The following is a 26,301-nucleotide window of genomic DNA, read 5'->3' as shown; positions in this document are numbered from 1 at the left end:
ATGCAAACAGTAATCAAAAGAATGATCGGCCTGCATGCCAACCTGTTTGGTGATCTGGAAGCACGAACCGATGGCTGGTTCATCGGGCTTTCGGCACGGGTGTGGTTTGCCGCGATTTTGCTGCCTTATTATTTAAACAGCGCGATGACCAAGGTGGCGGGCGATAGCTTCCCCAGTGCCGGGGCGTTTGCGCAGATCGTGCCGTCGATTGCCGATCAGTATTTATATGATACCGCCGCCATTCCGTTTTTCCCGTGGCATATCATCGTGATTGCCGGAACTTTGGCGGAATTTGTTTTGCCGGTTCTGATCGTGCTGGGGCTGTTTACGCGTTTGGGCGCGATTGGCATGATCGGGTTTGTGATGGTGCAGACCGTGGTGGATATCACAGCCCACGGTGCCCCGGCGGGCGCATTGTTTGACGGTCTGCCCGACCAGTTGATCGATCAGCGGATATTGTGGGTTTTTGTGTTGCTGATGCTGGTGATCAAAGGGGCGGGTGTTGTGTCTCTTGATCATGTTCTGGGGCGGCGGGTGCGCGACGGATGAGGTTGTTTTATTTGGCGATCAGAAGCGCGCGATGGTCGCTTTCGGCGCGAAGTGTCGCCAGATATTCCTGACTGACGTCATGGACTGACATGATGTGGGCGTAAAGCAGTTCTTCGGCTGCCTTGTGATCGCCACGCAGGATGGCATCGACGATGCCCTGATGTTCCTCGTGCGAGGAGGCAAGGCGGGGCAGGCTGTTGAATTGCACCCGGCGGAAGGGGGCAACGCGTCGACGCACGGCCTGGGTGACTTCGACCAGCACGTCATTATGGGTTCCGGCATAGATCGCGTTGTGAAATTCGCGGTTCTGGCTTTCATAAGCCGGGCTGTCACCCGCACGCATGGCATGGGCCAGTTCGTGATGCAGTTCTTCCAGTGCGTGGCGTTCGCCGCTTGTCATGCGTTTGGCGGCAAGCCGCCCGCAGGTGGCTTCGAGTTCGGCCATGCTTTCAAACATTGCGGTCAGGCGTTCGGGCGTTGCCAGCGAGACATAAACCCCGCGATTGGGGATTTTCTCGGCAAGTTCGGTCGCGGTCAGTAATTGCAGGGCTTCGCGGACCGGGGTGCGTGACACGCCAAAGCGTCTGGCAAGCTGGGTTTCTTCGAGCCGGGCACCGGGAACGAGCACGCCGGTAACAATATCGTCTTCGAGGGATTGGCAGAGTTTTTGCGCAATGCCGACCGGTTCGGGCGAAGGTTGCGGGGCTTGCTGCAGATGGATCATGTGCCGTTTCGACCCTTTGATCATGTTGTTGATTGATGTTCCGGGGCTCTTTCAGGGCACCCTATACAACCGATGTATACATGATATTTCCCGTAAAATCCAAGCGCAACTGTCGCGTGCGGGATTTGTGCCCCGGCGATCACATGCAATATGTTTAATTAATATGCATATATGCAATGCAGCAATTCAATATGATTAAAAAATAAACAGAAAAAGAGGGATTGATAAGGTCAGAAATCAGTCAAGCTATTGAAATATAACAGATGGCACGTCGGTTGCACTGTGTATACACAATGCGGGCCAAGATCCGTTCGATGATATTATCCGCGTATTGCGCTTTCTCTATCAGGGAGACACCGATGACCAACCTTAAAAGACGCGACTTTCTGACGAAGTCGGCATTCGGCACGGCAGCAGTCGGGGCGGCTGTTTTTGCCACGCCGCATATCGCGCGTGCCCAGGAGAGCTTCAACTGGAAAATGACCAATGCCTATGGTCCGGGGTCGCCGTTTTACGTGACCGGCCCGGGCAGCCCGGAGGATTTCTGCAAACGTGTGACGGAAATGTCGAGCGGGCGTCTGAACATCCAGCATTTTGCTGCCGGAGAGCTGATCCCGGCGCTTGAAGGGTTTGACGCCGTTCAGGCCGGTACGGTCGAAATGAATGCCGCCAATGCCTATTTCTGGGCGGGCAAGATTTTTGCCGCACAGTATTTTACCACCGTTCCGTTCGGCCTGAATTTCCAGGGCATGAATGCGTGGCTGTATCATGCGGGCGGGCTTGAGCTTTGGCATGAGCTGTATCAGCCCTATGGCCTGATTGCGTTTCCGATGGGCAATACCGGCGTTCAGATGACCGGCTGGTTCCGCGAGCCGATTGAAACCCTTGATGATTTCAACGGTCTGAAGATGCGTATTCCGGGCCTTGCCGGCAAGGTCTATCAGCAGATCGGGGTCGAGGTGAAGCTGCTTCCGGGCGGCGAGATTTTTCCGGCCCTTGAACGTGGCGTGATTGATGCAGCCGAGTTTGTCGGCCCGTATCAGGACCGGCGTCTGGGCCTTCAGAAGGCGGCGAAATATTACTACACCACCGGCTGGCATGAGCCGTCCAACGTGACCGAGCTTCTGATCAATCAGAAAGCATGGGAAAGCCTTCCGGCCGATCTTCAGGCGATTGTCAAAAACGCCGCACAGGCGTGCAACCTTGACAGTCATTCCTGGTGCGAGGCCAACAATGCCGCAGCCCTTCGTGATCTGGTCGAAAACGAGGGCGTGATTGCCCAGACCCTGCCCGATGATGTGGTCAACAAACTTAAAGGTATCACCAACGACACGCTGGAAGCCGAAGCCGCCAAGGATCCGCTGACCAAAAAGGTCCATGACGCATTCATGGCGTTCCGCGATACCCACCGGGAATGGGCGGCGGTGAGTGAAAAGCCCTATCACGGCATCATTTCATCCAAAGACGGGATGAGCTGACATGAATTCGACCCGTACTGAGCCACTTCCTGAACCGCTTCCCGACCGTGTGTTGGGATATATCGTCGATTTTGCCGGATGGGCGGCCGCGTTAAGCGGTCTTGCGCTTGTTCTGGTGGTCGGCGGCAATGTGTTGCTGCGTTATGTGTTCAATACCGGCAGTGTCGCCATGCAGGAACTTGAATGGCATCTGGTATCGCCGATTGCCCTTTTGGGGATGGCATATGGCATGCGGCACGGCGGCCATGTACGGGTCGATTTCCTTTATGACCGGCTAAGTGACCGGGCCCGCGCGATGATTGATCTGTTTTCGGCGATCCTCATGCTTATTCTTGGTGCGGCGATCATCTGGTTTGCCATTCCCTATGTGAACCAGTCGATCATGATGGGTGAAGGATCGCCCGATCCAGGGGGGGTGCCATATCGTTTTGTCCTGAAGGCATTTATCCCGGTCGGGTTCGGGTTGCTGTTCGTGCAGGCGATTGCGCAGGCCCTGATCAATTTCCGGCAGGTGACTGGTGCGACCCGGGCCGCGGACGATGCCGGATACGCCACCCATAAAACCGCCACCGAAGTGCCTGGGGAATAATCGAACATGACTGGTAATGAATGGCTGGCCATTGGCATGGTCGGCGGCTTTTTCGGCTTCCTCGTTCTTGGGGTGCCGGTGGCGATATCGCTTGCGATTTCCGGTTTTGCCTTTGGCATTCTGGGATTTGGCACCGGGCTTTTCAACCTGCTGCCCGCGCGCATTTACGGGGTTGTGACCAACTATACGCTTTTGGCCCTGCCACTTTTCATCTTCATGGGGGTGATGCTTGAAAAGTCGAAACTGGCCGAAGAGCTGATTGATGTGATCGGCCATGCCATGGGCCGCCTTCGCGGCGGCATGGGGCTTGCGATTGTGATTGTCGGGGTTCTGATGGGGGCGTCTTCGGGCGTGGTCGGGGCGACGGTCGTGACGGTCGGCTTGCTGTCGTTACAGCCGCTGATCAATCGCGGCTATAACAAGGGGGTGGCGTGCGGTGTGATTTGCGCATCGGGCACGTTGGGCCAGATCATCCCGCCCAGCCTTGTTCTGATCCTGCTTGCCGATATTCTCGGTGAATCCGTCGGGACGCTGTTTGCGGCGGCGATGGTGCCGGGGCTTATTCTTGCCGGGATGCTCGCACTTTATCTTGTCCTTCTGGGGATTTTCAAACCCGACATGGTGCCAGCCATCCCGCAGGATGAACGCGATGCGCTGGCGACCCGCGACCTTATGCTCAAGATCGCCAAGGTCGTGCTGCCGCCACTGGCACTTGTTTTTGCGGTTCTGGGGTCGATTGTTGGCGGGATTGCCGCCCCGACAGAAGCCGCATCGATGGGGGCCCTTGGCGCGTTGATCCTCGCCCTTTTCACCGGGCGGCTTAATTTCGGGGTGATGCGCGATGTGTTGCGCGATACCCTGATCACCAGTGCGATGGTGTTTTTCATCCTGATCTGTGCGCAGCCATTCGGCCTTGCATTCCGCGGGCTTGGCGGCGAGGGGCTGGTGCATGCCATGTTTGAATGGGTGCCCGGTGGTGATATGGGCAACCTTCTGTTCATGATGGCGGTGATCTTTGTTCTTGGGTTCTTCCTTGAATGGATCGAGATTTCCTATATCGCGCTGCCGATGTTTTTACCGGTGTTTATGAATAGCGGTATCGACATGGCGTGGCTTGCGATCCTTGTGGCAATGAATTTGCAAACCAGCTTCCTGACGCCACCCTTTGGCTGGGCGCTGTTCTTCCTTAAGGGCGTTGCGCCAAAATCGGTGTCGACCATGGATATCTATCGCGGGGTCATTCCGTTTATTGGTATTCAGGCACTGGCCCTTGTGCTGCTGTTCATCTTCCCGGAGCTGACAAGCTGGTTGCCGGATCTTATCGGCTGGTAGGCAACAGGTAGGTCCTGATCCGAAATATCAGGCGATTTGTCCACGATGTGAAAATCGCCTGATACATCCCGGAAACTCGCGATAGATTTCGAAGAACAACAGGGTATGCCGGACACACGGCATGCCAAAGATTTTTGCGCCATCAGGAGGCCCCATAATGCTCAGAACCAGAACAAGCCTTGGCGGGATGGTCACGGCCCCGCATCATCTGGCTGCCCAGGCCGGGCGCGATGTGCTGTGCGAGGGTGGCAACGCGGTCGAGGCGATGATTGCGGCGGCCGCCACGATTGCGGTTGTCTATCCGCATATGAATGCGATTGGTGGTGACGGGTTCTGGCTGATTGCGGAGGCGGGCCGCGACCCGGTGGCGATCCGGGCGTGCGGCGGGGCGGCCGGTTTGGCGAGCCCGGAATTTTACCGTGACCTTGGGCATGACAAAATCCCGGCGCGCGGGCCGCTGGCGGCATTGACCGTGGGCGGGGCGATTGGCGGCTGGATGGAGGCGGCAAAAATCGCACGAAAACTGGGCGGTACATTGCCGATGGCGCGCCTTGTGGCCGATGCGGTACATCATGCGCGGGCCGGTGTGCCGATCACGAAATCGCAGCATGAACTGACGCGCGACAAGCTGCCGGAACTTCTGGGTGCGCCGGGTTATGTTGCGACCTATGCCGCGAATGGCGTGCCCGAAATCGGCGATGTGTTGAAGCAGCCGGCTCTTGGCGCAACGCTGGAGCGGCTTGGTGCCGTCGGGCTTGATGATTTTTACCGTGGCGATATCGCGCGCGCCAATGCCAAGGGGCTTGAGGCGGTGGGAAGCCCGCTTCGGTTATCCGATTTCGAGGACTATTACGCCAAAACCATGACGCCGCTTACGGTGAAGCTTTCGACCGGGACCGTTTTCAATATGGTGCCACCAACGCAGGGGGCCGCGTCGCTGATGATCCTTGGCCTGTTTGACCGGTTGGGTGTGACGGCGGGCGAGGGATTTGATCATATCCATGGCGTGATCGAGGCAACCAAACGCGCCTTTATCAAGCGCGATGCCCATATCGGTGATCCGAGCCGGATGGATATTGATCCGATGTCGCTTCTGACCGATGCGATGCTGGATGCCGAGGCGGCAAAAATCGATATGAAAACCGCGCTGCCCTGGCCGCATATCGCCAAGCCTGGCGATACGATCTGGATGGGGGCGACCGATAAAAACGGCACGGTCGTCAGTTACATCCAAAGCATTTTCTGGGAATTCGGATCGGGCGTTGTGGTGTCCGAAACCGGGGTGCTGTGGCAGAACCGCGGGGCGAGCTTTACACTGCATGACGGCCCCAACCAGCTCGGCCCCGGCCGGTTACCGTTCCATACGCTCAATCCGGCGATGGCGCGGCTGAGCAATGGCGATGTCCTTACATACGGCACCATGGGGGGCGAGGGACAGCCGCAAACGCAGGCGGCGGTGTTTACCCGCAATGTCCTGTTCGGACAGGATTTGCAGGCGGCCATCACAGCGCCACGCTGGCTGCTGGGTCGGACATGGGGGGCGGAAACCACGACGCTGAAACTCGAAAACCGGTTTGATCCGGCCCTGATCACGCAGCTTGAAAAAGCCGGTCATGCGGTTGAGGTGGTGGGTGATTTCGAAGATATGATGGGTCATGCGGGCGGCGTTTTGCTGCGCGCCAATGGGGTTATGGAAGGGGCCACCGATCCGCGGGCGGATGGGGTGGTTGCGGGGCTTTAATCGTATTATTCAGGCCTTAACAAACCGGTAGGCGTTGCCGTGGCGTTCGGCGTGGCCGACGCCGGGATAGGTCCAGTGATAACCCAGCATCCTGATCTTTTCCGAAGCGGCGCGATCAAGCAGTGTCTGGCGGTTTGCAAGGGCCTGTTCCGGGTCAGTGTCAAAGCCGAAATGCCATCCGGGATGGGCAAAAAAGATGATGTCGTTTGTGCAGGCATCCCCGGTGATCAGAAGGTTGTCATCACCGGCCAGTTCGAGCGAGATGTGACCCGGTGTGTGGCCCTTGGTGTCGATGACCTGCATGCCTGGGACGATCTCATCACCAGGCCGGGCAAGGTTCAGGCGATCCTTGATCGCAAACAGGTCGCGTTTTGCGCCCGCGGCAAAGCCATGCAGTGTCTTTGGCATGCGGGTTTCGAAATTGCGGTCGGTCCAGAACATCCATTCTGCTTCGGATATGAAGTAATCCGCGTTGGGATAACGCACATTGCCGTCTGCGGTGACCGTTGCACCGGAATGGTCGGGATGGGCGTGGGTGAAAACGACCTTGGTGATATCGTTTGGCGTGACCCCGATGGTCGCAAGGTTGTGTTCCAGCATTCCGGCACTTGGCTGAAAATTGCCACCCGATCCGGTGTCTATCAGGATCAGGTCATCGCCATACCGGATCAGGGGGATGTTTGTATGTACCGGGGCGCTTTGGGCATCCCCACCCATCATGTGCAGGATGGCCTGTCGTTCTGTCTTGCTGGCATCGGGAAGCAATATTTCGACCGGCAGAGTGAGAAAGCCGTCGCTCAGTACCGTGATGTCAAAGGCACCATGACGGAACCGGTAAAAGTCGGTGGCGGCAAATGCCCTGCGCGAAAACAGGGATATTCCGGCGATTGCCGAGGTCGCAGCGGTACCGATCATGAAATTTCGCCGTGTGACCGGCATCGGGGGAAATGCCGTGCGGGTCATGCCGGTTCACCTGTTTTGGTGCGGTTGGCATAACGCGGTGCTGGTTGGGCGAGGGACAGGAACGGGGCAATCGCATGGCGGGCCGTTTCCATGGCATCCCACATCGCCGGATCGGCAAGGGACGGGATGGTGATCAATTCACCCTGATCAAAGCCGGCAAGGGCGGCATCGACCATATCACCGGCATCCATCATCATTTCCGGCGGGATCATGTTGATATCAAGCCCGGCGCGTTCGAAAAGTTCGGTGCGGGTAAAGCCCGGAAGAACTGCCTGCATCTGCACCCCGCGCGGGCCGATTTCGGCGGCCAGTGACTGGGTCAGTGACAGGACGAAGGCCTTGCTGGCACAGTAGGATGCATTGAAACGTTCAGGCATCAGCGGCACGACCGATGCGATATTGATGATGGCACCTCGACCGCGATCAGCAAAATTGTGCGCGGCGGCAAGTGTTAACCGGTGCAAGATATCGACATTCAGAAACACCAGTTGGCGCAGGCTGTCCGGGGCGGAGGCCAGAACGTTTGCATTCGGGCCAATGCCGGCCGAATTGACAACCAGTGTCAGGTCATCGCCGGTGGCGAGCCGTGCGACGACATTCTCAAGATCGTCATGATCGGTCAAATCCGCCGGAAAGGCTGTGACCGCGACGCCATATTGCGCGGAAATATCGGTGGCAAGCCGGTCAAGACGTGCGGCATTGCGTGCAACAAGCACAAGGTTATAGCCGCGCTTGGCAAGCCGGTCGGCATAAACGGCACCAATGCCCGACGAGGCACCGGTAACAAGTGCGGTTCCCTTTGACATGATGGGGCTCCTGCTTTCTGAGGTTTGAAACGATTAATGCGAATTACGGTTGATAAGGGCGAAGGCAGATCGGGCCGTTTTCCGGGGATGGATTGGCGGGGGGCATCAATCCGGCCCCGGAAGGCGGTTCTGTTCTGCGTGACGGGTCAGACAATCATCGAAAACGGATGTCAGGCCCGAATGAACTCGAGAACGTCATGATTGAAACGTTCGGTATGGGTTTGCGAAAGGCCATGATCAGCACCTTCGTAAATCTTCAGAACCGATCCCTTGACGATTTTCGAGCTTTCAAGCGCGGATGCGATGATCGGAACGATCTGGTCATCATCGCCATGCACGATCAGGGTGGGTTTATCGATCTTGCGAAGGTCTTCGGTGTAATCGACTTCGGAAAATTCGCGGATGCAGTCAAGCTGGCCCTTGATGCCGCCCATCATGCCCTGCGCCCAGAAACTTTCGCGGACACCTTCGGAAATTTTCGCGCCTTCGCGGTTATAGCCATAGAACGGAATGGTCACATCGCGGAAGAATTGTGACCGGTCTTCAAGCGTGCCCTTGCGAATGCCATCAAACACATCCATCGGCAAACCGTTAGGATTTTTGTCGGTTTTCAGCATCAGGGGCGGAACGGCCCCGACCAGAACGACCTTTGCAACGCGCTTGGTACCATGACGGCCCAGATAGTGCGCCACTTCGCCGCCGCCGGTCGAATGGCCGATCATGATCAGGTCCTTCAGGTCGAGATATTCGATCAGTTCGGCCAGATCGTCGGCATACTGATCCATATTGTTGCCATCCCAGGTCTGGGTGGAACGACCGTGGCTGCGGCGGTCATGGGCGATTACGCGATATCCCTGCTGGCCAAAAAACACCATCTGGGCATCCCAGGCATCGGCCGATAACGGCCAGCCATGAGAAAACAGGATCGGCTGGCCCTTGCCCCAGTCCTTGTAGAAAATTTCAGTGCCATCCCTGGTTTTGATAAACGACATGCTCTGTGCTCCTGATTTGTCGGGTTTGGATCGGTTGCGGCAAAGGACATTTTGGGAAGTGCGGTGGCCGCGACTGCCGCCCCGCCCGCCAAAAGAAGATTTCGCCGTGATGTTTCCATCGAAAATGCGTTTGACTGTTCGTTCATGATATCTGCTCCTGCTGATCTATCGTTTCTGATGCGGTGCCGATGCCGTTCTGATGGTGGGCGTTTGTCCTTCGATGAAATCAGCGTGATGGAGTTCGGTCGGGAAAACGAGTTAAGCGTCGTAAATTGATGCAAATCGGAATTTCGGCTGCTTTGCATTGATAGTCAGTCAGGCAGGGGCGGCAATCGCGGACCGAGCTTTTCTTTGACAATCCGGATCATCGCGCAGGCGGCAAGCGACGGGGAATCATCGGAATTACCGATGATCAAAAGTCCGCGTCCGGCGTCGTTTGCAGTGATTTGAAGATCGTCGGCGTCAATGAGGGCGACGGGCTTTTTTTCGGCAAGGAAAGCTTGCAAAACGGGCAACAGGCCGCGACTTTCATCGTTCCAGATGTGACTTGAAAACCCGACGCAGAAGGCCGCGACAAAATCGCAGACCGCGACCTGATCCAGACGCAACGTATCGGCGATATCTTCGCGGGCAGCGCGGTCTGATTGAAATCGCAGCATTGCGGTTCTGACGGCGGTGGAATGGGCTTCCACGTGGTCGGATGGGGTGATGGTTATTGCCGGAAACCCGCCACCGGGAGATGCCAGAACGACTTCGGCCGGCATGTCGCGGAACAGATAATAGGCCGGGGCAATCCGGATGATGTCGAGACGATGATTGCGGATCGCGTCATCTTCATCCCCGGCGATTATCATTAAAAAGCGGACGGGAAAATTCTGGTCCATGGATGGTCTCCTCCTCCGGGATATGATCCGCGGATCAGAGACATTCAGCGAGTTGCAAGTTGTAAATCGTTGTAAATCTGGAGACGATAGATGCCCGGATTCAGGCCATTATGCGGTCTGGCACAGGGCGAATGCGGCCATGTCCCTGCGGATGCGGTTCTCCCAGCCGATCGCGCCATCCTGATGGGCGAGTTCCAATGCAAGTGTCAGGCTGGTGCGTCCCTGTTCCAGACTGTTCTGGGTGTTGTGGCGGATCAGGATCGCACCGCGTACCCGGTGAAGTTCGGCCAGACACCATTTTTCGCCAGATTGCGCGCAACCGGCAATGGCGGCATCAATTGTTTTGATTGCAGCGTCATAATCGCCAAGAGCTTCCTGTGCCTGTGCCATGACGGATTGGAAATAGGATTGAAACAGTACGAAGCCACCATGTTGCAGGGTCGCAAGACATGATTGCATCAGGTGCAGGCAATCGCTGGGCCGGCCATTAATCAGATGCAGTTCCGCATCGAAACAGTCCGCATAACAGTGCCAGACATCAAGCGATAGCGCCTTGGTATGGTCGCGCAATTGCGCGATATAGGTGGCAGCCAGATCATGTTTGCCTGACAGAATGGCAATCGGGCAGCCTGCTTCGGCCAGAAGGGTACAGAGCGAAATATCGTGCGAAATGTCTGTCAGATATTCAAGGGTTTCGGAAATCTTGCCAAGCGCACCATCCGTGTCGCCCAGAACCCATGAAATACGCGCCAGAATGACAATGGCCGTCACCCTCTGATCAAACTGGAAACGGATCGAATGCTGACCTGCCGAGAGGGCCTCGTAATCGGCAAGCATTTTGGTCAGGATGCCTTGCGCATCCTTGTGCTGCCCCAACCAGTGCAGTGTTGCACCATGCAATCGCTCTCCGATGACCCTGTCTGCGATATCGGGTGACGTTTGCGCCAGTTTCTGAAATTTTTCGGCCAGTTCAAGTCCAAGCCTTGGTTCCGCGCGGTTGATGGCATCGACCCATAATGCCCAGATCGCCCGAAGCTGATAGTCAAGGTCGCCGAGATCCTCGGCAATGGCAAGGGCGGTGGACCATGCCGCGATGCCATGTTCCGGGGCATTGATGGCACGTAATTGCGGCCAGCCCAGTGCGGCATAAAGCTGCATGCGGCTGCGTTCGTCACGTCCGGGTTTGGCATCAAGATATGCCAGCGCCTGCGTCACGTGGCTCAGACATTCATCGAGAAGCGACAGGCGGAAAAACAGCGGCAGGGCCACCACCGTCAATCGTGCGCCAAGTACCGGATCGCCATCATCACCAAAGGCCCATTGCAGGGCGACCCTTAAACTCGTGACCTGCTGGAAATCCTGATATTCCTGTCTGGCGCGTGCGGTGGCCGAAAGCTCGTAGCTCTTGCCATCGTAAATGTCGCAAAGATGGCAGATGAATTTTTGCATGACCGGGGTCTTTTCGCCTTCGTCCTCGAGCTTTTGCAGGGCATAAAGGCGCGTGGTATCAAGCAGGCGATAACGGGTTTCGTCGGGGGCCGCATCGGCAACGATCAGCGATTTGGCCACAAGCGATGGAAGAATATCGTGCGCATCGCCATTGCTTAGGATCGCACTGGCACTATCAATGGTGAACGGCCCGCGAAAAACGGACAATTCCCGAAGTGCGCGTTGTTCCGCGGCGGACAGGATCATATAGCTCCAGTCCAGGGTCGCGGTCAGGGTCTGATGACGGGGCAGGGCCGTGCGCCGGCCGCGTGTCAGAATGCGAAAACTGTCGGCAAGTGATTTTTCAAGGGATTCAAGCCCGATGGTTTCAAGCCGTCCGGCGGCCAGTTCAATCGCCAGCGGAATACCGTCCAGCCGGGCACAGATTTCAACGATATGCGCGAGATCGGCGTCATCGGGGGTAAAGCCGCCAAGGAACCCGTCGGCGCGTTCAATGAATAACTGCACTGCCGGGGATTGCCGGGCGGCCGCGGTATCTTTGACTTCCGGCAGGTCAAGGGCGGGAATGCGGTGGACCCGTTCCCCATAAGCCCGCAGCGGTTCGCGGCTGGTTGCGAGAATGCGAAGAACCGGTGCCCGGTCCAGGAGTTCCTCGGCAAAGCTTGCGGCACTTTCGATCAGATGTTCGCAGCAATCGAGAACCAGAACGGCTTTGCCAGAATGCAGGTTGGCTGCGATTTCACCGATGATATCGTTGCTGTGTGGCTGGATGCCGATTGCCGATGCGACGACGGTCGGGACCAGATTGCCAAGTTCGACTGCCGACAAATCAATCCAGATCGTGTGTTCGGGGGCGATTCCGTTCGCCACGACCGCGCGGGCGACAATCGATTTGCCAATCCCGCCCGGGCCGACAATGGTCAGCAGCCGAGAGATGGATAATTGTTCTGTCAGGCTTTCAATCAGCTGATCACGACCAAAAACCCGCGATAAAGGCCTTGGCATGACAACGGGAAAGCGAGTCGGGAGGATATCGGATGTCGGCGTGATGATGTTATCGGCATGCGAACTGTTTCTGTTGTCAGTATATGGCGATTTTGTGCCGTGTTGCACTGTTGCGATGAAGGTGTATCCGCGTCCGGGAATATTGGCGATGAAGCCTGGTGTCTGTTTGGTGTCTCCGAGTGCTTTGCGCAGGGCGGATATATGTACCCGCAGATTGGCTTCTTCGACAAACGTGTCGGGCCAGACATGATTGACGATATCGGCATTGGTGCGCAATTCACCGGCATTGGAAACCAGATAGAGCAGGATATCCATGGCCCTGCTGCCAACAGGCACGGCTTTGCCATCACGCAAAAGAGCGCGTCGGGCAGGCAAGAACGTGAAGGGGCCGAACGAAAGCTCTTCTTCCACGCAACGATCACCCTGCGGACATTCCGCGAGGTGTGCCTCCAGATGGGTTTCTCAAATGGAATGACTATAAGGTATCACAAAAGTTGTTTTACACCAGCGCGCTATCGCGCTGCGTCATACAATTTTCGATGATATTTGAATGACCATGAGCCGGAGGCAGGAGCTGTCGTTGTTACGAGAATTCCCATTCAATCACGTGCTTATATGTCTCGCCCGGATTGAGCCACGGGCTCGGGAAGTCCGGGCGGTTGGGGCTGTCGGGGAAGGTTTGGGGTTCGAGGGCGATGCCGCCGGATTTGTGAAGGTTTTTGCCGTCCGGGGTTTTCATGGCGTCGGTGAAATGCTGGGCGAGGTAGAATTGCAATCCGGCCTCGGTCGAGAACAGTTTCATCATTCGACCGCTGTCGGGATCTGACAGGGTGGCGATGGGGCGCAGGGTGCCGCGTGTGCCATTGAGGCAGAAATTGTGATCAAAGCCCTGATCGGCATTCAGAAGGTTTTGCGCAATTCCCTTGGGGTTTCTGAAATCGTAACCGGTTCCCGCCACATCCTTGCGCCCCGAAAGCGGGATCAGGCGATCATCAATCGGAAGATAGGCATCGGCATCGATTTGCAGGATATGCAGGGCCGCACATTTATCAAACCGCCCGGTCAGGTTCCAATAGGCGTGGCTGGTCATATTGACCGGGCAGGTCTGATCGCAGGTTGCCGTGATTTCAAGGCGCAGGCGATTTTCAGCGACAATCGAATAGGTCGCGGTTGCCGCGAAATTCCCCGGATAGCCTTGGTCCCCATCCGGGCTTTGGAGGTGGAAGGCGATTTCACGATCGGTGTTTCGCGTGACGGACCAGTCGTGCCGGTCAAAGCCGGTGATGCCACCATGCAGATGTGTCGGGCCTTCGTTCGCCGCCAGTGTCACCCGGTCACCATTCGGGGTGATATAGGCCGAATTGGCAATGCGGTTGGCATAGCGCCCGCATACCGCGCCGATATAGCTGTCATGGGTGGCGTAGGCATCATCATCGGGCAGGCTAATCGCGATATTGGTTTCCGTGCCGTCGTCATTTCTCAGCCAAAGCGCCCGGATGCGCGCCCCGTAGGGGGAGAGCAGGATTCGCATTTTTGCGGTCCTGATTTGCAGGGTTCCTGCCGGTGCCGGGGGCATCGGGATTGCTGTCGGGTTTTTCGACATGTCGCCTCGTTTTATCTGCAAATTGCTGTTTTATTTAGACTTTGCGGTTTTTTCATCCGCTGTCAACCACGCTTTCTACGCGAAAGTGGGGAGGCGCATTTAGGCCGTTGAGTTCCTTCAAATCATATTGTATTACTATATGGCTTTTAGCAATAAAACAGCCTTTAGGGAGGAAATAATGAAAAGTCTCAAGCAGCTTGCGGTTTCGACGGCAGCCCTTGGTGTTGCACTTGGTCTGTCCTTTGCGGCACAGGCCGAAATGATGATCGGCTTCTCGCAGATCGGGTCGGAAAGCGGCTGGCGCACGTCCGAGACGGAATCAATCAAGGCCGAGGCGGAAAAGCGCGGCATTGATCTGAAATTCTCGGATGCGCAGCAGAAACAGGAAAACCAGATCAAGGCCGTCCGTTCCTTCATCGCCCAGGGCGTTGATGGCATTCTGCTGGCACCGGTTGTTGAAACCGGCTGGGATCAGGTGCTTCAGGAAGCCAAGGATGCCGGTATTCCAGTTGTTCTGGTCGACCGTGGGGTTGCGGCCGATGAAAGCATGTATCTGACCAAGGTCGCATCCGACTTCGTGGTGGAAGGCGCGCTTGCGGCCGCTTGGCTGGCGGCGGAAACCAACGGCGTTTGCGATGTTGTCGAGCTTCAGGGCACTGTTGGCTCGTCGGCTGCCAATGACCGCAAGGAAGGTTTTGAGTCCGTTGTCGGCAATTTCCCGGGCATCAGCATTATCCGGTCCCAGTCGGGCGATTTCACCCGTTCGGGCGGCAAGGAAGTTATGGAAAGCTTCCTGAAAGCCGAAGATGGCGGCAAGAACATCTGTGCGGTTTATGCGCATAACGATGACATGGCGCTGGGTGCGGTGCAGGCGATCAAGGAAGCCGGTCTTAATCCGGGGGATGATATCCTGATCGTATCGATCGATGCGGTTCCCGATATCTTCAAGGCGATGGCAGACGGCGACACCAATGCTACCATCGAATTGAACCCGCACCTTGGCGGACCTTCCTTTGACGCGATTGCCGCTGCCAAAGAAGGCAAGGAAGTACCGAAATGGATCAAGGCCAATGGTCCGCTTTATCTGCCTGATACCGCTGCCGAAGAATACGAAAAGCGCAGCAAGTAAGGCCGTTGCGTCCAGCCGCACGCCTTACAGTGCGGCTGGATCGGCGTAACCGGCGTATGCCCGAACGCATCCCTGTCTGATGGTGGGGGTGCGTTCGGACGCATCGGGGCATGATGTATCATGCCATGCGCGATGCATGCATGAAGTCGGCGAACATAAAGGGAGAGGGCCTATCCATGTCTGAGAAGACGCAATCCGTGCTGTCAGTACGCGGGGCGGGAAAATTCTTTCCCGGCGTCAAAGCCTTGCAGGATGTCGATTTCGATCTGCGATCCGGTGAAATTCACGCGCTTCTGGGTGAAAACGGTGCCGGTAAATCGACATTGATCAAGGTGATTACCGGGGTTCATCCGCGCGATGCCGGTACCGTCCTGCTTGACGGGCAGGTAATCCATCCAAACCATCCTGGCGACGCACAGGCGCTGGGCATTTCGACGGTTTATCAGGAAGTCAATCTGGTGCCGACATTGTCGGTTGCCGAAAACCTGATGCTGGAACGCCAGACATTGAAATTCGGGTTTATCTCGTGGAAGAAAACCGAAAGTGAGGCCAGGGCAGCGCTTGAGACGCTGGGGCTTGATATCGATGTCAACCGGCCGCTGGGGTCCTATTCGGTCGCGATCCAGCAATTGATCGCGATTGCGCGCGCCGTGGCGCTTGATGCAAAGGTTCTGATCCTTGATGAACCGACCGCAAGCCTGGATGCCGAGGAAATCCGCACCCTGTTTCGCATCATGAACGAACTGCGTGCCAAGGGGCTTGGCATTGTTTTCGTTACCCATTTTCTGGATCAGGTTTACGCGATTACGGACCGGATCACGGTGCTACGCAACGGGCGGCTTGTTGGCACGTTTGTGACCAAGGAACTGGCACAGATTGATCTGATCAATCACATGCTGGGTCGGGAATTGGCCGAAGTCAGTTCGCACCGCCATCAGGATGAAAGCAATTTCACCGGCAAGGGCCGCCAGATCCAGATCAAGAATCTGGGTAAAAAGCGGGTTTTGGAGCCTGTTTCGCTTGATCTTTCGGGGGGCGAGATCGTCGGTCTTGCCGGTCTTTTGGGGTCGGGCCGGACGGAGCTTTCGGAGCTTGTTTTCGGGGCGAAAAAGGCCGATAGCGGCCTTGTGTTCCTTGACGGGGAGCCGGTGATGTTACGGTCCCCGCGCCATGCCATCCGGGCGGGTTTCGGGCTTTGCCCCGAGGACCGCAAACAGGACGGTATCGTCGCCCAGCTGAGTGTGCGGGAAAATATCATACTGGCGCTTCAGGGGCGGCGCGGCTGGTTGCGCCCGATTGCCCGCGCGGAGCAACAAAAAACCGCCGACGAGATGATCAAGGCGCTGGGCATTGCGACATCGGACAGTGAAAAGCCGGTCGGGCAACTGAGCGGGGGCAACCAGCAGAAGGTCATTCTGGCACGCTGGCTGGTGTCCAAGCCGATTTTCCTTATTCTCGACGAGCCGACACGCGGCATTGATGTGGGTGCGCATGCCGATATCATCCGGCTGATCAAGGAGCTTTGTGACGAAGGGCTGGCCTTGCTGGTGGCGTCAAGCGAGCTTGAGGAAATCGTGGCCTTTGCGGACCGGGTTGCGGTGATGCGCGACCGCGAAAAGGTTTCCGAATTGCGCGGTGCCGAAATCACACAGGACAAAATCATCGGGGCGATTGCACGATGACGCGTTTGCAGGACAAAAAGAAATTACGGGAAAGCAGCACCATGTCTGCATCTTCTTTGCTGAGCCGGCAATGGTTCGGCCCGGTGGCGGCCCTTGTGCTGATTATTCTGGGTATCGGGATCATATCGCCGGACTTTTTTGATATTCGTATCGTTGATGGGCATCTTTACGGATCGCTTGTCGATGTGGTGCATCGTAGCGCGTCAACCGCGCTTGTCGCGGTCGGGATGGCGGTGGTCATCGGGACGCGGGGCATCGATCTTTCGGTGGGGTCGGTGATTGCGATTTCGGCCGCCGTCATGGCGGTGCTGATCCGTGAAACCGATCTGCATCCCGCCGTGATCATCCTGGCCGCCCTTGGGGCCGGGTTGCTTTGCGGGCTGTGGAACGGGATGCTGGTGGCCTATCTGGATATCCAGCCGATCATCGCGACCCTGATCCTGATGGTGGCCGGGCGCGGGATTGCGCAGATGATCACCGGTGGCCAGATCGTGACCTTTCACGGGGCGTTTTTCGAAGGGATCGGCAGCGGTTATCTGCTGGGCATTCCGTGGCGGGTGATCATTGCCTGTGCTGTGATCGGCGCGCTTTATGGCGTGATGCGCAAAACCGCCCTTGGTCTGTTTGTTGAGTCCGTTGGCGGCAATGCACGTGCCAGCCGGCTTGCGGGCATTGACGCGCGCGGGATCAAGATTCTGGCCTATGTGATTTCGGGGCTGTGTGCCGCCGTTGCCGGGATCATCATTGCCGCCGATATTCGCGGGGCGGATGCCAATAATGCCGGTTTGTGGCTTGAACTTGATGCCATTCTGGCGGTGGTGATCGGGGGCGCGTCGCTGATGGGCGGGCGGTTCTTTATCGGCATGACGGTGATCGGGGTTCTGATCATTCAGTCGCTGACCACGGGGATTTTGTTATCGGGGTTGCCGTCGCAATATACGCTGATTGTCAAGGCTGCCGTGGTGATGGTGGTGTTGCTGGTACAGGCCCCGAAATCACGCGAACTGGCTGGCAGGGGCTGGGAGGCACTGCGTGGCGGGGCATCGAAAGCAGGGGGAAAATCCGATGAAAATAAATGAGCGTTATTACCCGCTGCTGGCGACGCTTGCGGTGCTGGCGATGCTTTATGGCTATGGCATTGTCGAACACCGGGCGTTTTCCGATACCTATGTTCTGGGTACGCTTCTGACCGATAATGCGTTTCTGATCATTACGGCGGTCGGGATGACATTTGTCATCCTGTCGGGCGGGATTGATCTTTCGGTCGGTTCGATGATTGCCTTTGTGGGCGTCCTGATGGCCGAGCTTGTCACCGGGTTTGGCATACATCCGCTGGTCGCGGCGGTGATTTCGATTGCGGTCGGGACGGCGTTCGGCGCGTTTATGGGGGTGATTATCGCCAAGTTCGATATCCAGCCCTTTATCATCACGCTGGCGGGGATGTTTTTCCTGCGCGGGATGTGTTTTTTGATCAATCTTGATTCCGTGCCGATCAGTCATCCGTTCGTATCGGGTTTTGGCAGCTTCAAGATCCCGCTGCCCGGGCGTGGCTGGATCAGTGCGGCGGCCTTGCTGATGATGGTCACGGTGATTGCCGGGGTGGTGATTGCGCATTACACGCGGTTCGGGCGTAATGTCTATGCTATTGGCGGGGATCGTCAGTCGGCGGAATTGCTGGGCATTCCGGTGGATGGCACGATCATCCGGGTTTACACTTTATCGGGCTTTTTCAGTGCGTTGGCCGGGGTTGTTTTCGCGTTTTATACCGCGTCGGCCTATCCGTTGGCGGCCGTCGGGGTGGAGCTTGATGCGATTGCGGCGGTGGTGATTGGCGGAACGCTTCTGACCGGGGGCATGGGCTTTGTGATTGGCACGTTCTTTGGCGGGATCATCATGGGGGTGATCCAGACGCTGATTGCGTTTGACGGGTCGCTTAACAGCTGGTGGACCAAGATCATGATCGGGGCGCTTCTGTTTGGCTTTATCGTGCTGCAACGCCTGATTACCCGGTCATTTTCGGGCATGCGGGCCGGGGCGGGATGACCTGAAACTGGTCATGTCATAGCGTAAAATTCGGGCCGGGGCGGCAGGGCTGCTTCGGCCCGAACTGTTTTCCGGGCCGTTCATTCCGGCGGTCAGAATGCGGGTTTTGGGGTCGGTTTTTTATGAAGTTATTTTTCATAATCGATCCGATTTTTCAATTTTGGTGAATAATGGATCGGCGAGGGGCGTGATGAGGATCGTGCGCGGCCATTACGGGCACGAAAAATCGGCTTTTATTTGTATGAGGAATAGGGGATTTGGCCGTCCCGAGGCAAAAAGCGGCTTTTTATTTGTATGAGGAATACAAAAGGGGCCGCCCCGATGACAGCCCCGTTTTTGTCTTTTGCCGCGGTCTGGGTGCGATGACATCACCGGACCCGTCAAGCAGGATCAAAGCGATATCGAATCCCGATCAAAGACCGATCACGTCCCAGTCATGTTCGCTTTTCATGCCGAGCTGCTGACGGAGTTGCAGCATGGTGCGGCTGAGCAGGTTGCGCATGGCTTCGCGGGCGTCGCCGGGTTCGCGGTGCGCGATGGCGCGGTAGACCGCGAAATGGTCGGGCAGGGATTTGACATGCGCCTTTGGCCCGCCCGAGGAGAGGCGGAACGAGCCGATCAGGGCGGTTTCAATCAGCATGCCGAACGATTTCATGAAATCATTACCCGACGCATCCAAAATCGCCTGATGGAAAATCAGGTCGGTGATATAGACGGCCTCGGTCCCGAGTTCGGCATTTTCCATGCCGGTATAGGCGGCCTCGATGGTGGCGAGCTGTTCCTCGGTCGCGCGTTCGGCGGCCATCGCGGCGGTGTTGGGCTCGATGATCATGCGGGTTTCAAACAGGCCATACAGAAACGCCGGATCGGGATCGGGGAAATGCCAGGACAGGACATCGGGATCAAGCAGGTTCCAGCTTGTGCGCGGCTTGACGCGCGTGCCGGTTTTCGGACGGCTTTCGATCAGCCCCTTGGCCGAGAGGATCTTGATCGCCTCGCGCAATGCCGTGCGCGAGACATCGAGCGATTCACTCAAGGCTGCCTCGGTCGGGAGGACATCGCCCGGTGCCAGTTTGCCCGAAACGATCCGTGCTCCGAGATCATGGGCGACGATGCTGTGCAGGCTGCGTTTGGCATAGGTTCGTGACATGGACGATGGCATTCAAATTCCTCCGGTGCGGTCTTTTGGGTATCTGCGGAAGGCGGTGGCGGGATCGGTGACCGCACTCTGATATTATTCATATAATATGAATTTATTTCGAGGGCAACTTCCGTGCGACCCACAATGCCTTGCGCTGCAACGCATATATTTATTTCGGTGGTGCTGAACTGCGTGCGATTGCACCCTATCGGAGGTGTCATTTTTATAGACCACTTATCACCAAACAAGAAGCAATCAGTTGAGTGTTGTATCAGGCCTTGTTTTGCCGGTTTGCGGCTTGACAGCAAGCCACATCCTGATAATTAATGTTATTGTATGAAGAATAAAAGAACAAGACTGTCAGGAGGAAGCACCATGCCGCGCGGGAACGGGTATTGTAAACGGGTATCATAATCCGGCCTGAAAGATGCGCGATTGTGGATTTTCGCATTCACCCGATCACCCCGTGCGATGCGCTTTGAGTACCTCGTACCGTGATTTGGGCGGGGTGCAAACCTGCCAGTTCAACCCTGATCCCGATCATGGCGTGCCGGACGGAACCGGTCGCCGGATAAAGGATCGGCACACAAAGACCAGATGACGGGAGAGCCGACGATCATGTCCGATCGCATGCCAACGAACTATACCAGCCTTGCCGATAAATCGGTTTTCATTACCGGCGGCGCCACGGGCATTGGCGAGGCGCTTGTAACCGCCTTTGTCGAGCAGGGGGCGAAGGTCGCCTTTGTCGACATTGCCGAGGAAGCCGGCCATGCGCTTGTTGAAAAGCTGGGCCAGACCGCGAAAAACAAGCCGCTTTTCATCAAGTGCGACATTACCGATATCAAGGCGTTGCAGCAATCCGTCCATGATGCGGCCAAGGCCAATGGCCCGATTACGGCACTTTTGAACAATGCCGCCAACGATACCCGCCATAAATGGCAGGACGTGACCCCGGAATATTGGGACGAGCGCCAGGCGATCAATATCCGCCCGTCGTTTTTTGCCATTCAGGCGGTCGCCCCGATGATGCAGAAGGCCGGTGGCGGGGCGATTGTCAATTTCGGGTCGGTGAGCTGGATGATGGGGCAGGGCGGCATGCCGGGCTATACCACGGCAAAGGCCGCGACGCATGGCTTGACGCGCGGCATGGCGCGTGACCTTGGCAAGGATGGCATCCGGGTCAATACGCTTGTGCCCGGCTGGGTCATGACGCAGCGCCAGCTTGACCTTTGGGTTGATGAAGCCGCCGAGCGCGAGATTGACGAGCGCCAGTGCCTTAAGAACAAGGTGATGCCAAGCGACATCGCGCGCATGGCGCTGTTCCTGACCTCGGATGAAAGCCGCATGGTCACGGCACAGAACTTTATCGTTGATGGCGGCTGGGTCTGATTGGCCGGAAGGCGATGATGCCCGCGCCCGGATTACGCACAACACACAGATTATCAAGCAGATTATCAGGACAGATTTCATGAGACTGGTTCAATTCAAGGATACCGCCGGCGCGCAGCATGTTGCCGTGGTCGAGGATGCCAAGACCCTGATCCCGCTTAAGGGGGGTTCGACCACGCGGGCGCTTGCCGGTATTGCCATAGCCGAAGGCACGACGATGATCGCGGCCGCCAAGGCGCGCATGGGCGACACCCGCGTTGATTATAACGAGGTCGCGAAAGCGGGCCGGTTGCTCCCGCCGATCACCCATGCCGATCCGGCACATTTCCTTGTCACCGGCACGGGGCTTACGCACCTTGGCTCTGCCTCCGCACGGGCGAACATGCACAAGGCCGATAACAAGGCAGCCGACGAAACAGATTCCATGAAGATGTTTCGCATGGGGGTCGAGGGCGGCAAGCCGAAAGCGGGCGCGCAGGGCGTGCAGCCGGAATGGTTTTACAAGGGGGATGGATCGGTCGTGGCCAATCCGGGGGCGGATATCCCAAGCCCGTCCTTTGCCCTTGATGGCAGCGAGGAACCCGAAATTGCCGCGATTTACGTGATTGACCCCGAAGGCACCCCGGTGCGCATCGGCTTTGCGATTGGCAACGAGTTTTCCGACCATGTGATGGAACGCCAGAATTACCTTTATCTGGCGCATTCGAAACTGCGGGCCTGCGCGATGGGGCCGGAACTGCTTCTGGGCGATCTGCCAAGCCATGTTGAGGGCACGTCGCGGCTTTATCGCGATGGCAAGGTGATCTGGGAAAAACCGTTCCTGAGTGGCGAGGACAATATGTCTCACTCTCTCGCCAATCTTGAATATCATCACTTCAAATATGATCTGTTCTGCCGCCCCGGTGATGTGCATGCGCATTTCTTTGGCACGGCAACGCTTAGCTTTGCCGATGGCATCAAAACGCAGGATGGCGACGAGTTCGAGATCGAGGCCGCCCCGTTTGGCCGCCCGCTTCGCAACCGGCTTAAAACGCAGGCGGAACGCAAGGTGACGATCAGGTCGATCTGATTGATCAGATCGATCTAACGCCCAAGGGATATCTGGGTTTTACCAAGGGGCCACGATAAAAGCCCCGTCTCCCTCCAGAGCACTTCGTGCCCCGGCTCATGTTATTGGGCCGGGGTTTTGTTTCGGGGGAGGGCACATATCCGGCGGCGGCAAGTTATAAATTGTACAATTGTGCAATATGTTGTACATATAACTTGAAGGCAGATACAGGAGAATTGCCGTGCAAGTGCTACCATACAGCCGTGCCAGACAGGCGTTTGCAGATTTGATGAAGGCTGCGAATACCGATCATACACCGTTTCATATTACGCAGAAATCAGGTGATGACGTGGTGATCATCAGCAAGGCGGATTACGATGCCATGCAGGAAACCATGCACCTTCTGTCAAGTCCTGCCAACGCGCATCGCCTCAACAGGTCTATTGCCGAACTGGAAGCAGGGAACGGCGTTGAGCGACCGCTTGTCGAAGAATGAAGCTGATCTGGAGCGAGGATGCCTGGCAGGATTATCTTTACTGGCAGGCAACCGACAAGAAAATGGTCACGCGGATTAATGGCTTAATCAAAGAGATCAAGCGCACGCCCTACGAAGGGACGGGAAAGCCGGAACCCTTGCGCCACAATTGGTCGGGATATTGGTCGCGGAGAATTAGCCAAGCAGATCGTCTGGTTTACAAGCACACCGATGATGCAATTTATATTGCTCAGGCGCGGTATCATTACTGACTGAATGGTTGCGAATGAGGTGTAAGTCTGTTGCGGTTGGACCGAAATTCGTCTTCTGCTAAAACGGCGCTCATTCAGGGGATCATGGTCAAGCAGGTAAATAAAACATGGAAATGAATTGGTTTGGTCCCCTTGCTGACTCACGGCGGGAGGGCATAGGTTACCGTGGAAGTTTGTAACCTGAAACGGAAATCCGGAGATATATGAGCTTCACTAAGTTCATGGACCTAGTGGCGTTTGATCGCTGTTTTTTTTCTTCGGTCGCCAATTTGCAGAAAGAAGATCCTTTGGAAGGACGCTTTCCAGAGGTGCTTGAATTTTTACTCAACGGGGGAGCCACCCGTTTAACTGGAGTGGTTGACGGTTGGGCTCGTGCATTGGCGGATAATCTTCCCAAGGTCGTGCCATTAATTGACGAAACTTGGGAGTATGCATCGCCCTTTGGGGCTGTCGAGATATCGCCGAAGTTTACCACGCGTGAACTTCTTGGCGTACAGGCCAACTGGATAGACATCATTTGCTGGCATACGGCAGATGTAGAAAGCATGGCTATGTGGAAAATATATGGAGGGAACGAACCTTCAGTATGTCTGGTTTCCACAATCGATCAATTTTGCAGATCAATTCGTCTTCCTGAGACTTCGGCAATGGTAATAGGAAAGGTAGAATACGAAGACCTGAGAGATGGGTTTGGGAATATTCATGATACCTTTACGCCTTATTTTCTTAAATCTAGGCATTACGCTTACGAACATGAGTTAAGAGCAATTGTATTCAATTCCGATGACGAATGGCAAAAAGATCGTTCAGCATTGGGTTGTCATATTCCTGTCGATTTGTCCAATCTGATAAGTCAGGTCATTCTTTCTCCCAATTCCCCTGACTGGTTCCTTGATCTAGTGACGAAGTTGGTTTCTGCTAAGGTGGAGGTTGATATAAAACGTTCTGATGTGGGTGTACGGTAACTATCAAATGCCTGCCTGAGCAGTTAACGTTTCCCTACAATCAGAGGTAATTCTATGCTCCATGAGGAGGTACTTAAGGATCAGAGTGTCCAGAAATGGTTGCTTTCTGTTATTGGTAGGCATGAAGGTGGTGTATTTGAAAAACTTCAGCCCGCAATTATTTGGACTAATGCTAAAGATGAAAATGATAATCTGCTAGTGGCATTAGACCCTTATCTACTAACTGAAAGCATAAATTCCTCGCCATATCCTTTGTATGAGGGGCACGACCCTGGCTATCCAATAGGGCGCTTAATTGAAGCAAAGTTGTTTGAGATAGATGATGTCGGGATGGTTGTTGTTGGCCTGTTAGGAGTGTTGGGAGCTAAAAGCACTGTTAGTTTTGCGGAAATTGGTTTTGATACCAAGTCAAGTGTTGACCTTCCTTCAAGTCTTCCTGACCCACCCACTACTATCTGGATTGACATAATTTCCGATCCTCGTGAGGTGGACGTTGCTTGGATCGAGAAAATATCTGGTAGCGCGCCGTTTCCAGTAAAAATATCAGATTCATCCCATAATGCGGCGGAAGTTACTAGTGAACTGATCTCCATTGGTGTGTGGTATGCCCTTTTGGTCTTTAACCCTTTTGTTACATCTATTGCATCAGAAGCAGGGAAAGATACCTACATTGCCTTTAGAAAATGGATTTTGGGATTGCTTAAAAGTTTATCAGAGCACCATGATCCGATACTTTGCTTAAAATCGAATTTTAATGGTTGTGAAATAACGCTAATGTTTCGTGGAAATGATGTTTCCACTAATTATTCAGCACATGACAAATCAAGCCAAGCTGCAGTTCAGGCCGCTCAATTGATTGAGCATCTTCTAAGGCAAGGTCTTGAGCCAATAGAGGTAGTATATGAGTTCGATGCTGACGCCTATTTATGGTTTCCAAGTTATGTGTCTATAAACGACGGTCGAATCATCACAGATCGCGCCACTTTGATCGCGTTTGAGCAAATATCCGGTGAGTTAAGTTTGGGATTCAATATGGAAGAGTTTGCAGGCACGATCAAAAACAAAAAATGAAAACAATGCTGAAAAGGTGACTGTCCCTATTTACAAAAAGGCAATCACACGACCATGACTCAACAATCTAGCAATCCCCTCATTCTTGACGGCAAGGCGCTATCGAAGCAGATCGAACTGGAACTTGCCACTCGGGTTCAGGTGCTTCGGCAGAAATTGGATGGCATGGTTCCGGTTTTGGCGACGATACTGGTAGGGGGTGATCCTTCTTCGGCGACATATGTCCGGATGAAGGGCAGGGCGTGTGAGCGGGTCGGGCTGGAATCCCGTCGGGTGGAGCTTCCCGAGGAAACCACGACCGAGGAATTGTTATCTGAAATCACGAAACTGAATGAAGACCCGCGGGTTTGCGGCATTTTGCTGCAACATCCGGTGCCCTCGCAAATCAATGAACGCGCGTGTTTCAATCACATCGATCTGGCGAAGGATGTGGATGGTGTCACGGTGCTGGGTTTTGGTCGGATGTCGATGGGCGAGGCGGCCTATGGATCGGCCACGCCCGCTGGGATCATGCGGTTGTTAAATCATTACAAGGTGCCGGTTGAGGGCAAGCATGCGGTGGTGATTGGTCGCAGCCCCATTCTGGGCAAGCCGGTTGCGATGATGTTGCTGAATGCCAATGCGACCGTGACGATTTGCCATTCGAAAACGCAGAACCTTCCGGAAATCGTCAGAACGGCGGATATCGTTGTTGGTGCGGTCGGACGTCCCGAATTCATCAAGGGTGACTGGATCAAGGACGGGGCGGTTGTTGTGGATGCGGGGTATCATCCGGGCGGCATTGGCGATATCGAACTGAGTGCCGTGATCGACAAATGTTCCGCCTATACGCCGGTTCCCGGTGGTGTGGGGCCGATGACAATCGCGACCCTGATTGCGCAGACGGTTGAGGCGGCGGAAAAGTTAGGCCGTTAGTAGGGTAAATTCACTTTCCTCTTTGCCGATCATGCGCTTTGAGGGGGCCGTCA

24 protein-coding genes are annotated in these 26,301 nt (G+C 55.7%); 16 read left to right on the top strand and 8 right to left on the bottom strand.

The features are described 5' to 3' along the window. Positions 1 to 549, top strand: coding sequence for a DoxX family protein (locus tag LG297_RS11585; protein WP_404420362.1), 549 nt, complete (start codon positions 1 to 3; stop codon positions 547 to 549). A gap of 7 nt (positions 550 to 556) precedes the next feature. On the opposite strand, the gene LG297_RS11580 is transcribed toward LG297_RS11585, so the two are convergent. Continuing rightward, the gene (locus tag LG297_RS11580) at positions 557 to 1,273 is read right to left on the bottom strand and encodes a GntR family transcriptional regulator (RefSeq protein WP_404420360.1); all 717 of its coding nucleotides are present in this window, start codon (positions 1,271 to 1,273) and stop codon (positions 557 to 559) included. 359 nt (positions 1,274 to 1,632) lie between these two features. On the opposite strand from LG297_RS11580, the gene LG297_RS11575 reads away from it, so the two are divergent. From LG297_RS11575 to LG297_RS11560, 4 genes are all read left to right on the top strand, one after another. Beyond that, the gene (locus LG297_RS11575) at positions 1,633 to 2,751 is read left to right on the top strand and encodes a TRAP transporter substrate-binding protein (protein WP_404420358.1); all 1,119 of its coding nucleotides are present in this window, start codon (positions 1,633 to 1,635) and stop codon (positions 2,749 to 2,751) included. Between the two features lies 1 nt (position 2,752). Beyond that, positions 2,753 to 3,340, top strand: a complete 588-nt coding sequence (locus LG297_RS11570; protein ID WP_404420356.1) for a TRAP transporter small permease subunit — start codon at positions 2,753 to 2,755, stop codon at positions 3,338 to 3,340. 6 nt (positions 3,341 to 3,346) lie between these two features. Continuing rightward, on the top strand, positions 3,347 to 4,672 hold the full coding sequence (locus LG297_RS11565) for a TRAP transporter large permease subunit (RefSeq protein ID WP_404420354.1): 1,326 nt from the start codon (positions 3,347 to 3,349) through the stop codon (positions 4,670 to 4,672). Positions 4,673 to 4,829: 157 nt separating this feature from the next. Next, positions 4,830 to 6,413, top strand: a complete 1,584-nt coding sequence (locus LG297_RS11560; RefSeq protein WP_404420352.1) for a gamma-glutamyltransferase family protein — start codon at positions 4,830 to 4,832, stop codon at positions 6,411 to 6,413. A gap of 9 nt (positions 6,414 to 6,422) precedes the next feature. Here the strand turns inward: LG297_RS11560 and LG297_RS11555 are convergent, their stop codons facing one another. The 6 genes from LG297_RS11555 to LG297_RS11530 form a co-directional block, all read right to left on the bottom strand. Continuing rightward, on the bottom strand, positions 6,423 to 7,376 hold the full coding sequence (locus tag LG297_RS11555; RefSeq protein WP_404420350.1) for an MBL fold metallo-hydrolase: 954 nt from the start codon (positions 7,374 to 7,376) through the stop codon (positions 6,423 to 6,425). Further along, positions 7,373 to 8,182 (bottom strand): SDR family NAD(P)-dependent oxidoreductase, encoded by an 810-nt coding sequence (locus tag LG297_RS11550; RefSeq protein WP_404420348.1) that lies wholly within the window; start codon positions 8,180 to 8,182, stop codon positions 7,373 to 7,375. Before LG297_RS11550 ends, LG297_RS11555 begins: the two co-directional genes overlap by 4 nt. A 170-nt stretch (positions 8,183 to 8,352) precedes the next feature. Further along, entirely contained in the window at positions 8,353 to 9,174 is an 822-nt protein-coding gene (locus LG297_RS11545) for an alpha/beta fold hydrolase (RefSeq protein WP_404420346.1), read from the bottom strand. A 311-nt stretch (positions 9,175 to 9,485) separates the two neighbouring features. Then, positions 9,486 to 10,058 (bottom strand): hypothetical protein, encoded by a 573-nt coding sequence (locus LG297_RS11540; protein ID WP_404420344.1) that lies wholly within the window; start codon positions 10,056 to 10,058, stop codon positions 9,486 to 9,488. A gap of 108 nt (positions 10,059 to 10,166) precedes the next feature. Then, entirely contained in the window at positions 10,167 to 12,923 is a 2,757-nt protein-coding gene (locus tag LG297_RS11535; RefSeq protein WP_404420342.1) for a winged helix-turn-helix domain-containing protein, read from the bottom strand. 172 nt (positions 12,924 to 13,095) lie between these two features. Continuing rightward, a complete protein-coding gene (locus tag LG297_RS11530; RefSeq protein WP_404426951.1) occupies positions 13,096 to 14,088 on the bottom strand; it encodes an aldose epimerase family protein in 993 nt (330 codons plus the stop codon). Positions 14,089 to 14,293: 205 nt separating this feature from the next. Here LG297_RS11530 and LG297_RS11525 point away from each other — a divergent pair, with 205 nt between their 5' ends. The 4 genes from LG297_RS11525 (at position 14,294) to yjfF (ending at position 18,969) form a co-directional block, all read left to right on the top strand. Then, complete coding sequence (locus LG297_RS11525) at positions 14,294 to 15,244, top strand: ABC transporter substrate-binding protein (protein ID WP_404420340.1); 951 nt, start codon at positions 14,294 to 14,296, stop codon at positions 15,242 to 15,244. Between the two features lie 176 nt (positions 15,245 to 15,420). After that, positions 15,421 to 16,926: a sugar ABC transporter ATP-binding protein gene (locus LG297_RS11520; RefSeq protein WP_404420338.1), complete on the top strand. Its 1,506-nt coding sequence runs from the start codon at positions 15,421 to 15,423 to the stop codon at positions 16,924 to 16,926. Positions 16,927 to 16,967: 41 nt separating this feature from the next. Further along, complete coding sequence (locus LG297_RS11515) at positions 16,968 to 18,005, top strand: ABC transporter permease (RefSeq protein WP_404420336.1); 1,038 nt, start codon at positions 16,968 to 16,970, stop codon at positions 18,003 to 18,005. Then, positions 17,992 to 18,969 (top strand): galactofuranose ABC transporter, permease protein YjfF, encoded by a 978-nt coding sequence (gene yjfF, locus LG297_RS11510; protein ID WP_404420334.1) that lies wholly within the window; start codon positions 17,992 to 17,994, stop codon positions 18,967 to 18,969. The genes LG297_RS11515 and yjfF overlap by 14 nt, the downstream gene beginning before the upstream one ends. A gap of 412 nt (positions 18,970 to 19,381) precedes the next feature. On the opposite strand, the gene LG297_RS11505 is transcribed toward yjfF, so the two are convergent. Continuing rightward, the gene (locus LG297_RS11505; protein WP_404420332.1) at positions 19,382 to 20,131 is read right to left on the bottom strand and encodes a FadR/GntR family transcriptional regulator; all 750 of its coding nucleotides are present in this window, start codon (positions 20,129 to 20,131) and stop codon (positions 19,382 to 19,384) included. A gap of 597 nt (positions 20,132 to 20,728) precedes the next feature. Here LG297_RS11505 and LG297_RS11500 point away from each other — a divergent pair. The 7 genes from LG297_RS11500 to folD all read left to right on the top strand — a co-directional run bounded on the left by LG297_RS11500 (position 20,729) and on the right by folD (position 26,248). Beyond that, positions 20,729 to 21,502: an SDR family NAD(P)-dependent oxidoreductase gene (locus LG297_RS11500; protein ID WP_404420330.1), complete on the top strand. Its 774-nt coding sequence runs from the start codon at positions 20,729 to 20,731 to the stop codon at positions 21,500 to 21,502. Between the two features lie 79 nt (positions 21,503 to 21,581). After that, positions 21,582 to 22,571: an AraD1 family protein gene (araD1, locus tag LG297_RS11495; protein WP_404420328.1), complete on the top strand. Its 990-nt coding sequence runs from the start codon at positions 21,582 to 21,584 to the stop codon at positions 22,569 to 22,571. 220 nt (positions 22,572 to 22,791) lie between these two features. Then, entirely contained in the window at positions 22,792 to 23,046 is a 255-nt protein-coding gene (locus LG297_RS11490; protein WP_082832882.1) for a type II toxin-antitoxin system Phd/YefM family antitoxin, read from the top strand. Continuing rightward, the gene (locus tag LG297_RS11485; RefSeq protein WP_062961369.1) at positions 23,043 to 23,297 is read left to right on the top strand and encodes a Txe/YoeB family addiction module toxin; all 255 of its coding nucleotides are present in this window, start codon (positions 23,043 to 23,045) and stop codon (positions 23,295 to 23,297) included. The genes LG297_RS11490 and LG297_RS11485 overlap by 4 nt, the downstream gene beginning before the upstream one ends. A gap of 203 nt (positions 23,298 to 23,500) precedes the next feature. Continuing rightward, a complete protein-coding gene (locus LG297_RS11480; protein ID WP_404420325.1) occupies positions 23,501 to 24,262 on the top strand; it encodes a hypothetical protein in 762 nt (253 codons plus the stop codon). Between the two features lie 54 nt (positions 24,263 to 24,316). Continuing rightward, positions 24,317 to 25,333: a hypothetical protein gene (locus LG297_RS11475; protein ID WP_404420323.1), complete on the top strand. Its 1,017-nt coding sequence runs from the start codon at positions 24,317 to 24,319 to the stop codon at positions 25,331 to 25,333. Between the two features lie 54 nt (positions 25,334 to 25,387). Beyond that, positions 25,388 to 26,248 (top strand): bifunctional methylenetetrahydrofolate dehydrogenase/methenyltetrahydrofolate cyclohydrolase FolD, encoded by an 861-nt coding sequence (folD, locus tag LG297_RS11470; RefSeq protein ID WP_404420321.1) that lies wholly within the window; start codon positions 25,388 to 25,390, stop codon positions 26,246 to 26,248. Positions 26,249 to 26,301 lie beyond the last annotated feature (53 nt).

The sequence above is a fragment of the Thalassospira australica genome, assembly GCF_044790785.1.
Classification (GTDB): Bacteria; Pseudomonadota; Alphaproteobacteria; order Rhodospirillales; family Thalassospiraceae; genus Thalassospira; species Thalassospira australica_A.
Note: the sequence above shows the minus strand (reverse complement) of the source record. Positions and strands in the feature narration are given on the sequence as shown.

Excerpts from the sequence above, each read along its gene's own strand:
- LG297_RS11585 (WP_404420362.1), top strand. The coding sequence starts at position 1 with ATGCAAACAGTAATCAAAAGAATGATCGGCCTGCATGCCAACCTGTTT.
- LG297_RS11580 (WP_404420360.1), bottom strand. The coding sequence starts at position 1,273 with ATGATCCATCTGCAGCAAGCCCCGCAACCTTCGCCCGAACCGGTCGGC.
- LG297_RS11575 (WP_404420358.1), top strand. The coding sequence starts at position 1,633 with ATGACCAACCTTAAAAGACGCGACTTTCTGACGAAGTCGGCATTCGGC.
- LG297_RS11570 (WP_404420356.1), top strand. The coding sequence starts at position 2,753 with ATGAATTCGACCCGTACTGAGCCACTTCCTGAACCGCTTCCCGACCGT.
- LG297_RS11565 (WP_404420354.1), top strand. The coding sequence starts at position 3,347 with ATGACTGGTAATGAATGGCTGGCCATTGGCATGGTCGGCGGCTTTTTC.
- LG297_RS11560 (WP_404420352.1), top strand. The coding sequence starts at position 4,830 with ATGCTCAGAACCAGAACAAGCCTTGGCGGGATGGTCACGGCCCCGCAT.
- LG297_RS11555 (WP_404420350.1), bottom strand. The coding sequence starts at position 7,376 with ATGACCCGCACGGCATTTCCCCCGATGCCGGTCACACGGCGAAATTTC.
- LG297_RS11550 (WP_404420348.1), bottom strand. The coding sequence starts at position 8,182 with ATGTCAAAGGGAACCGCACTTGTTACCGGTGCCTCGTCGGGCATTGGT.
- LG297_RS11545 (WP_404420346.1), bottom strand. The coding sequence starts at position 9,174 with ATGTCGTTTATCAAAACCAGGGATGGCACTGAAATTTTCTACAAGGAC.
- LG297_RS11540 (WP_404420344.1), bottom strand. The coding sequence starts at position 10,058 with ATGGACCAGAATTTTCCCGTCCGCTTTTTAATGATAATCGCCGGGGAT.
- LG297_RS11530 (WP_404426951.1), bottom strand. The coding sequence starts at position 14,088 with ATGCCCCCGGCACCGGCAGGAACCCTGCAAATCAGGACCGCAAAAATG.
- LG297_RS11525 (WP_404420340.1), top strand. The coding sequence starts at position 14,294 with ATGAAAAGTCTCAAGCAGCTTGCGGTTTCGACGGCAGCCCTTGGTGTT.
- LG297_RS11520 (WP_404420338.1), top strand. The coding sequence starts at position 15,421 with ATGTCTGAGAAGACGCAATCCGTGCTGTCAGTACGCGGGGCGGGAAAA.
- LG297_RS11515 (WP_404420336.1), top strand. The coding sequence starts at position 16,968 with ATGTCTGCATCTTCTTTGCTGAGCCGGCAATGGTTCGGCCCGGTGGCG.
- yjfF (WP_404420334.1), top strand. The coding sequence starts at position 17,992 with ATGAAAATAAATGAGCGTTATTACCCGCTGCTGGCGACGCTTGCGGTG.
- LG297_RS11505 (WP_404420332.1), bottom strand. The coding sequence starts at position 20,131 with ATGCCATCGTCCATGTCACGAACCTATGCCAAACGCAGCCTGCACAGC.
- LG297_RS11500 (WP_404420330.1), top strand. The coding sequence starts at position 20,729 with ATGTCCGATCGCATGCCAACGAACTATACCAGCCTTGCCGATAAATCG.
- araD1 (WP_404420328.1), top strand. The coding sequence starts at position 21,582 with ATGAGACTGGTTCAATTCAAGGATACCGCCGGCGCGCAGCATGTTGCC.
- LG297_RS11485 (WP_062961369.1), top strand. The coding sequence starts at position 23,043 with ATGAAGCTGATCTGGAGCGAGGATGCCTGGCAGGATTATCTTTACTGG.
- LG297_RS11480 (WP_404420325.1), top strand. The coding sequence starts at position 23,501 with ATGAGCTTCACTAAGTTCATGGACCTAGTGGCGTTTGATCGCTGTTTT.
- LG297_RS11475 (WP_404420323.1), top strand. The coding sequence starts at position 24,317 with ATGCTCCATGAGGAGGTACTTAAGGATCAGAGTGTCCAGAAATGGTTG.
- folD (WP_404420321.1), top strand. The coding sequence starts at position 25,388 with ATGACTCAACAATCTAGCAATCCCCTCATTCTTGACGGCAAGGCGCTA.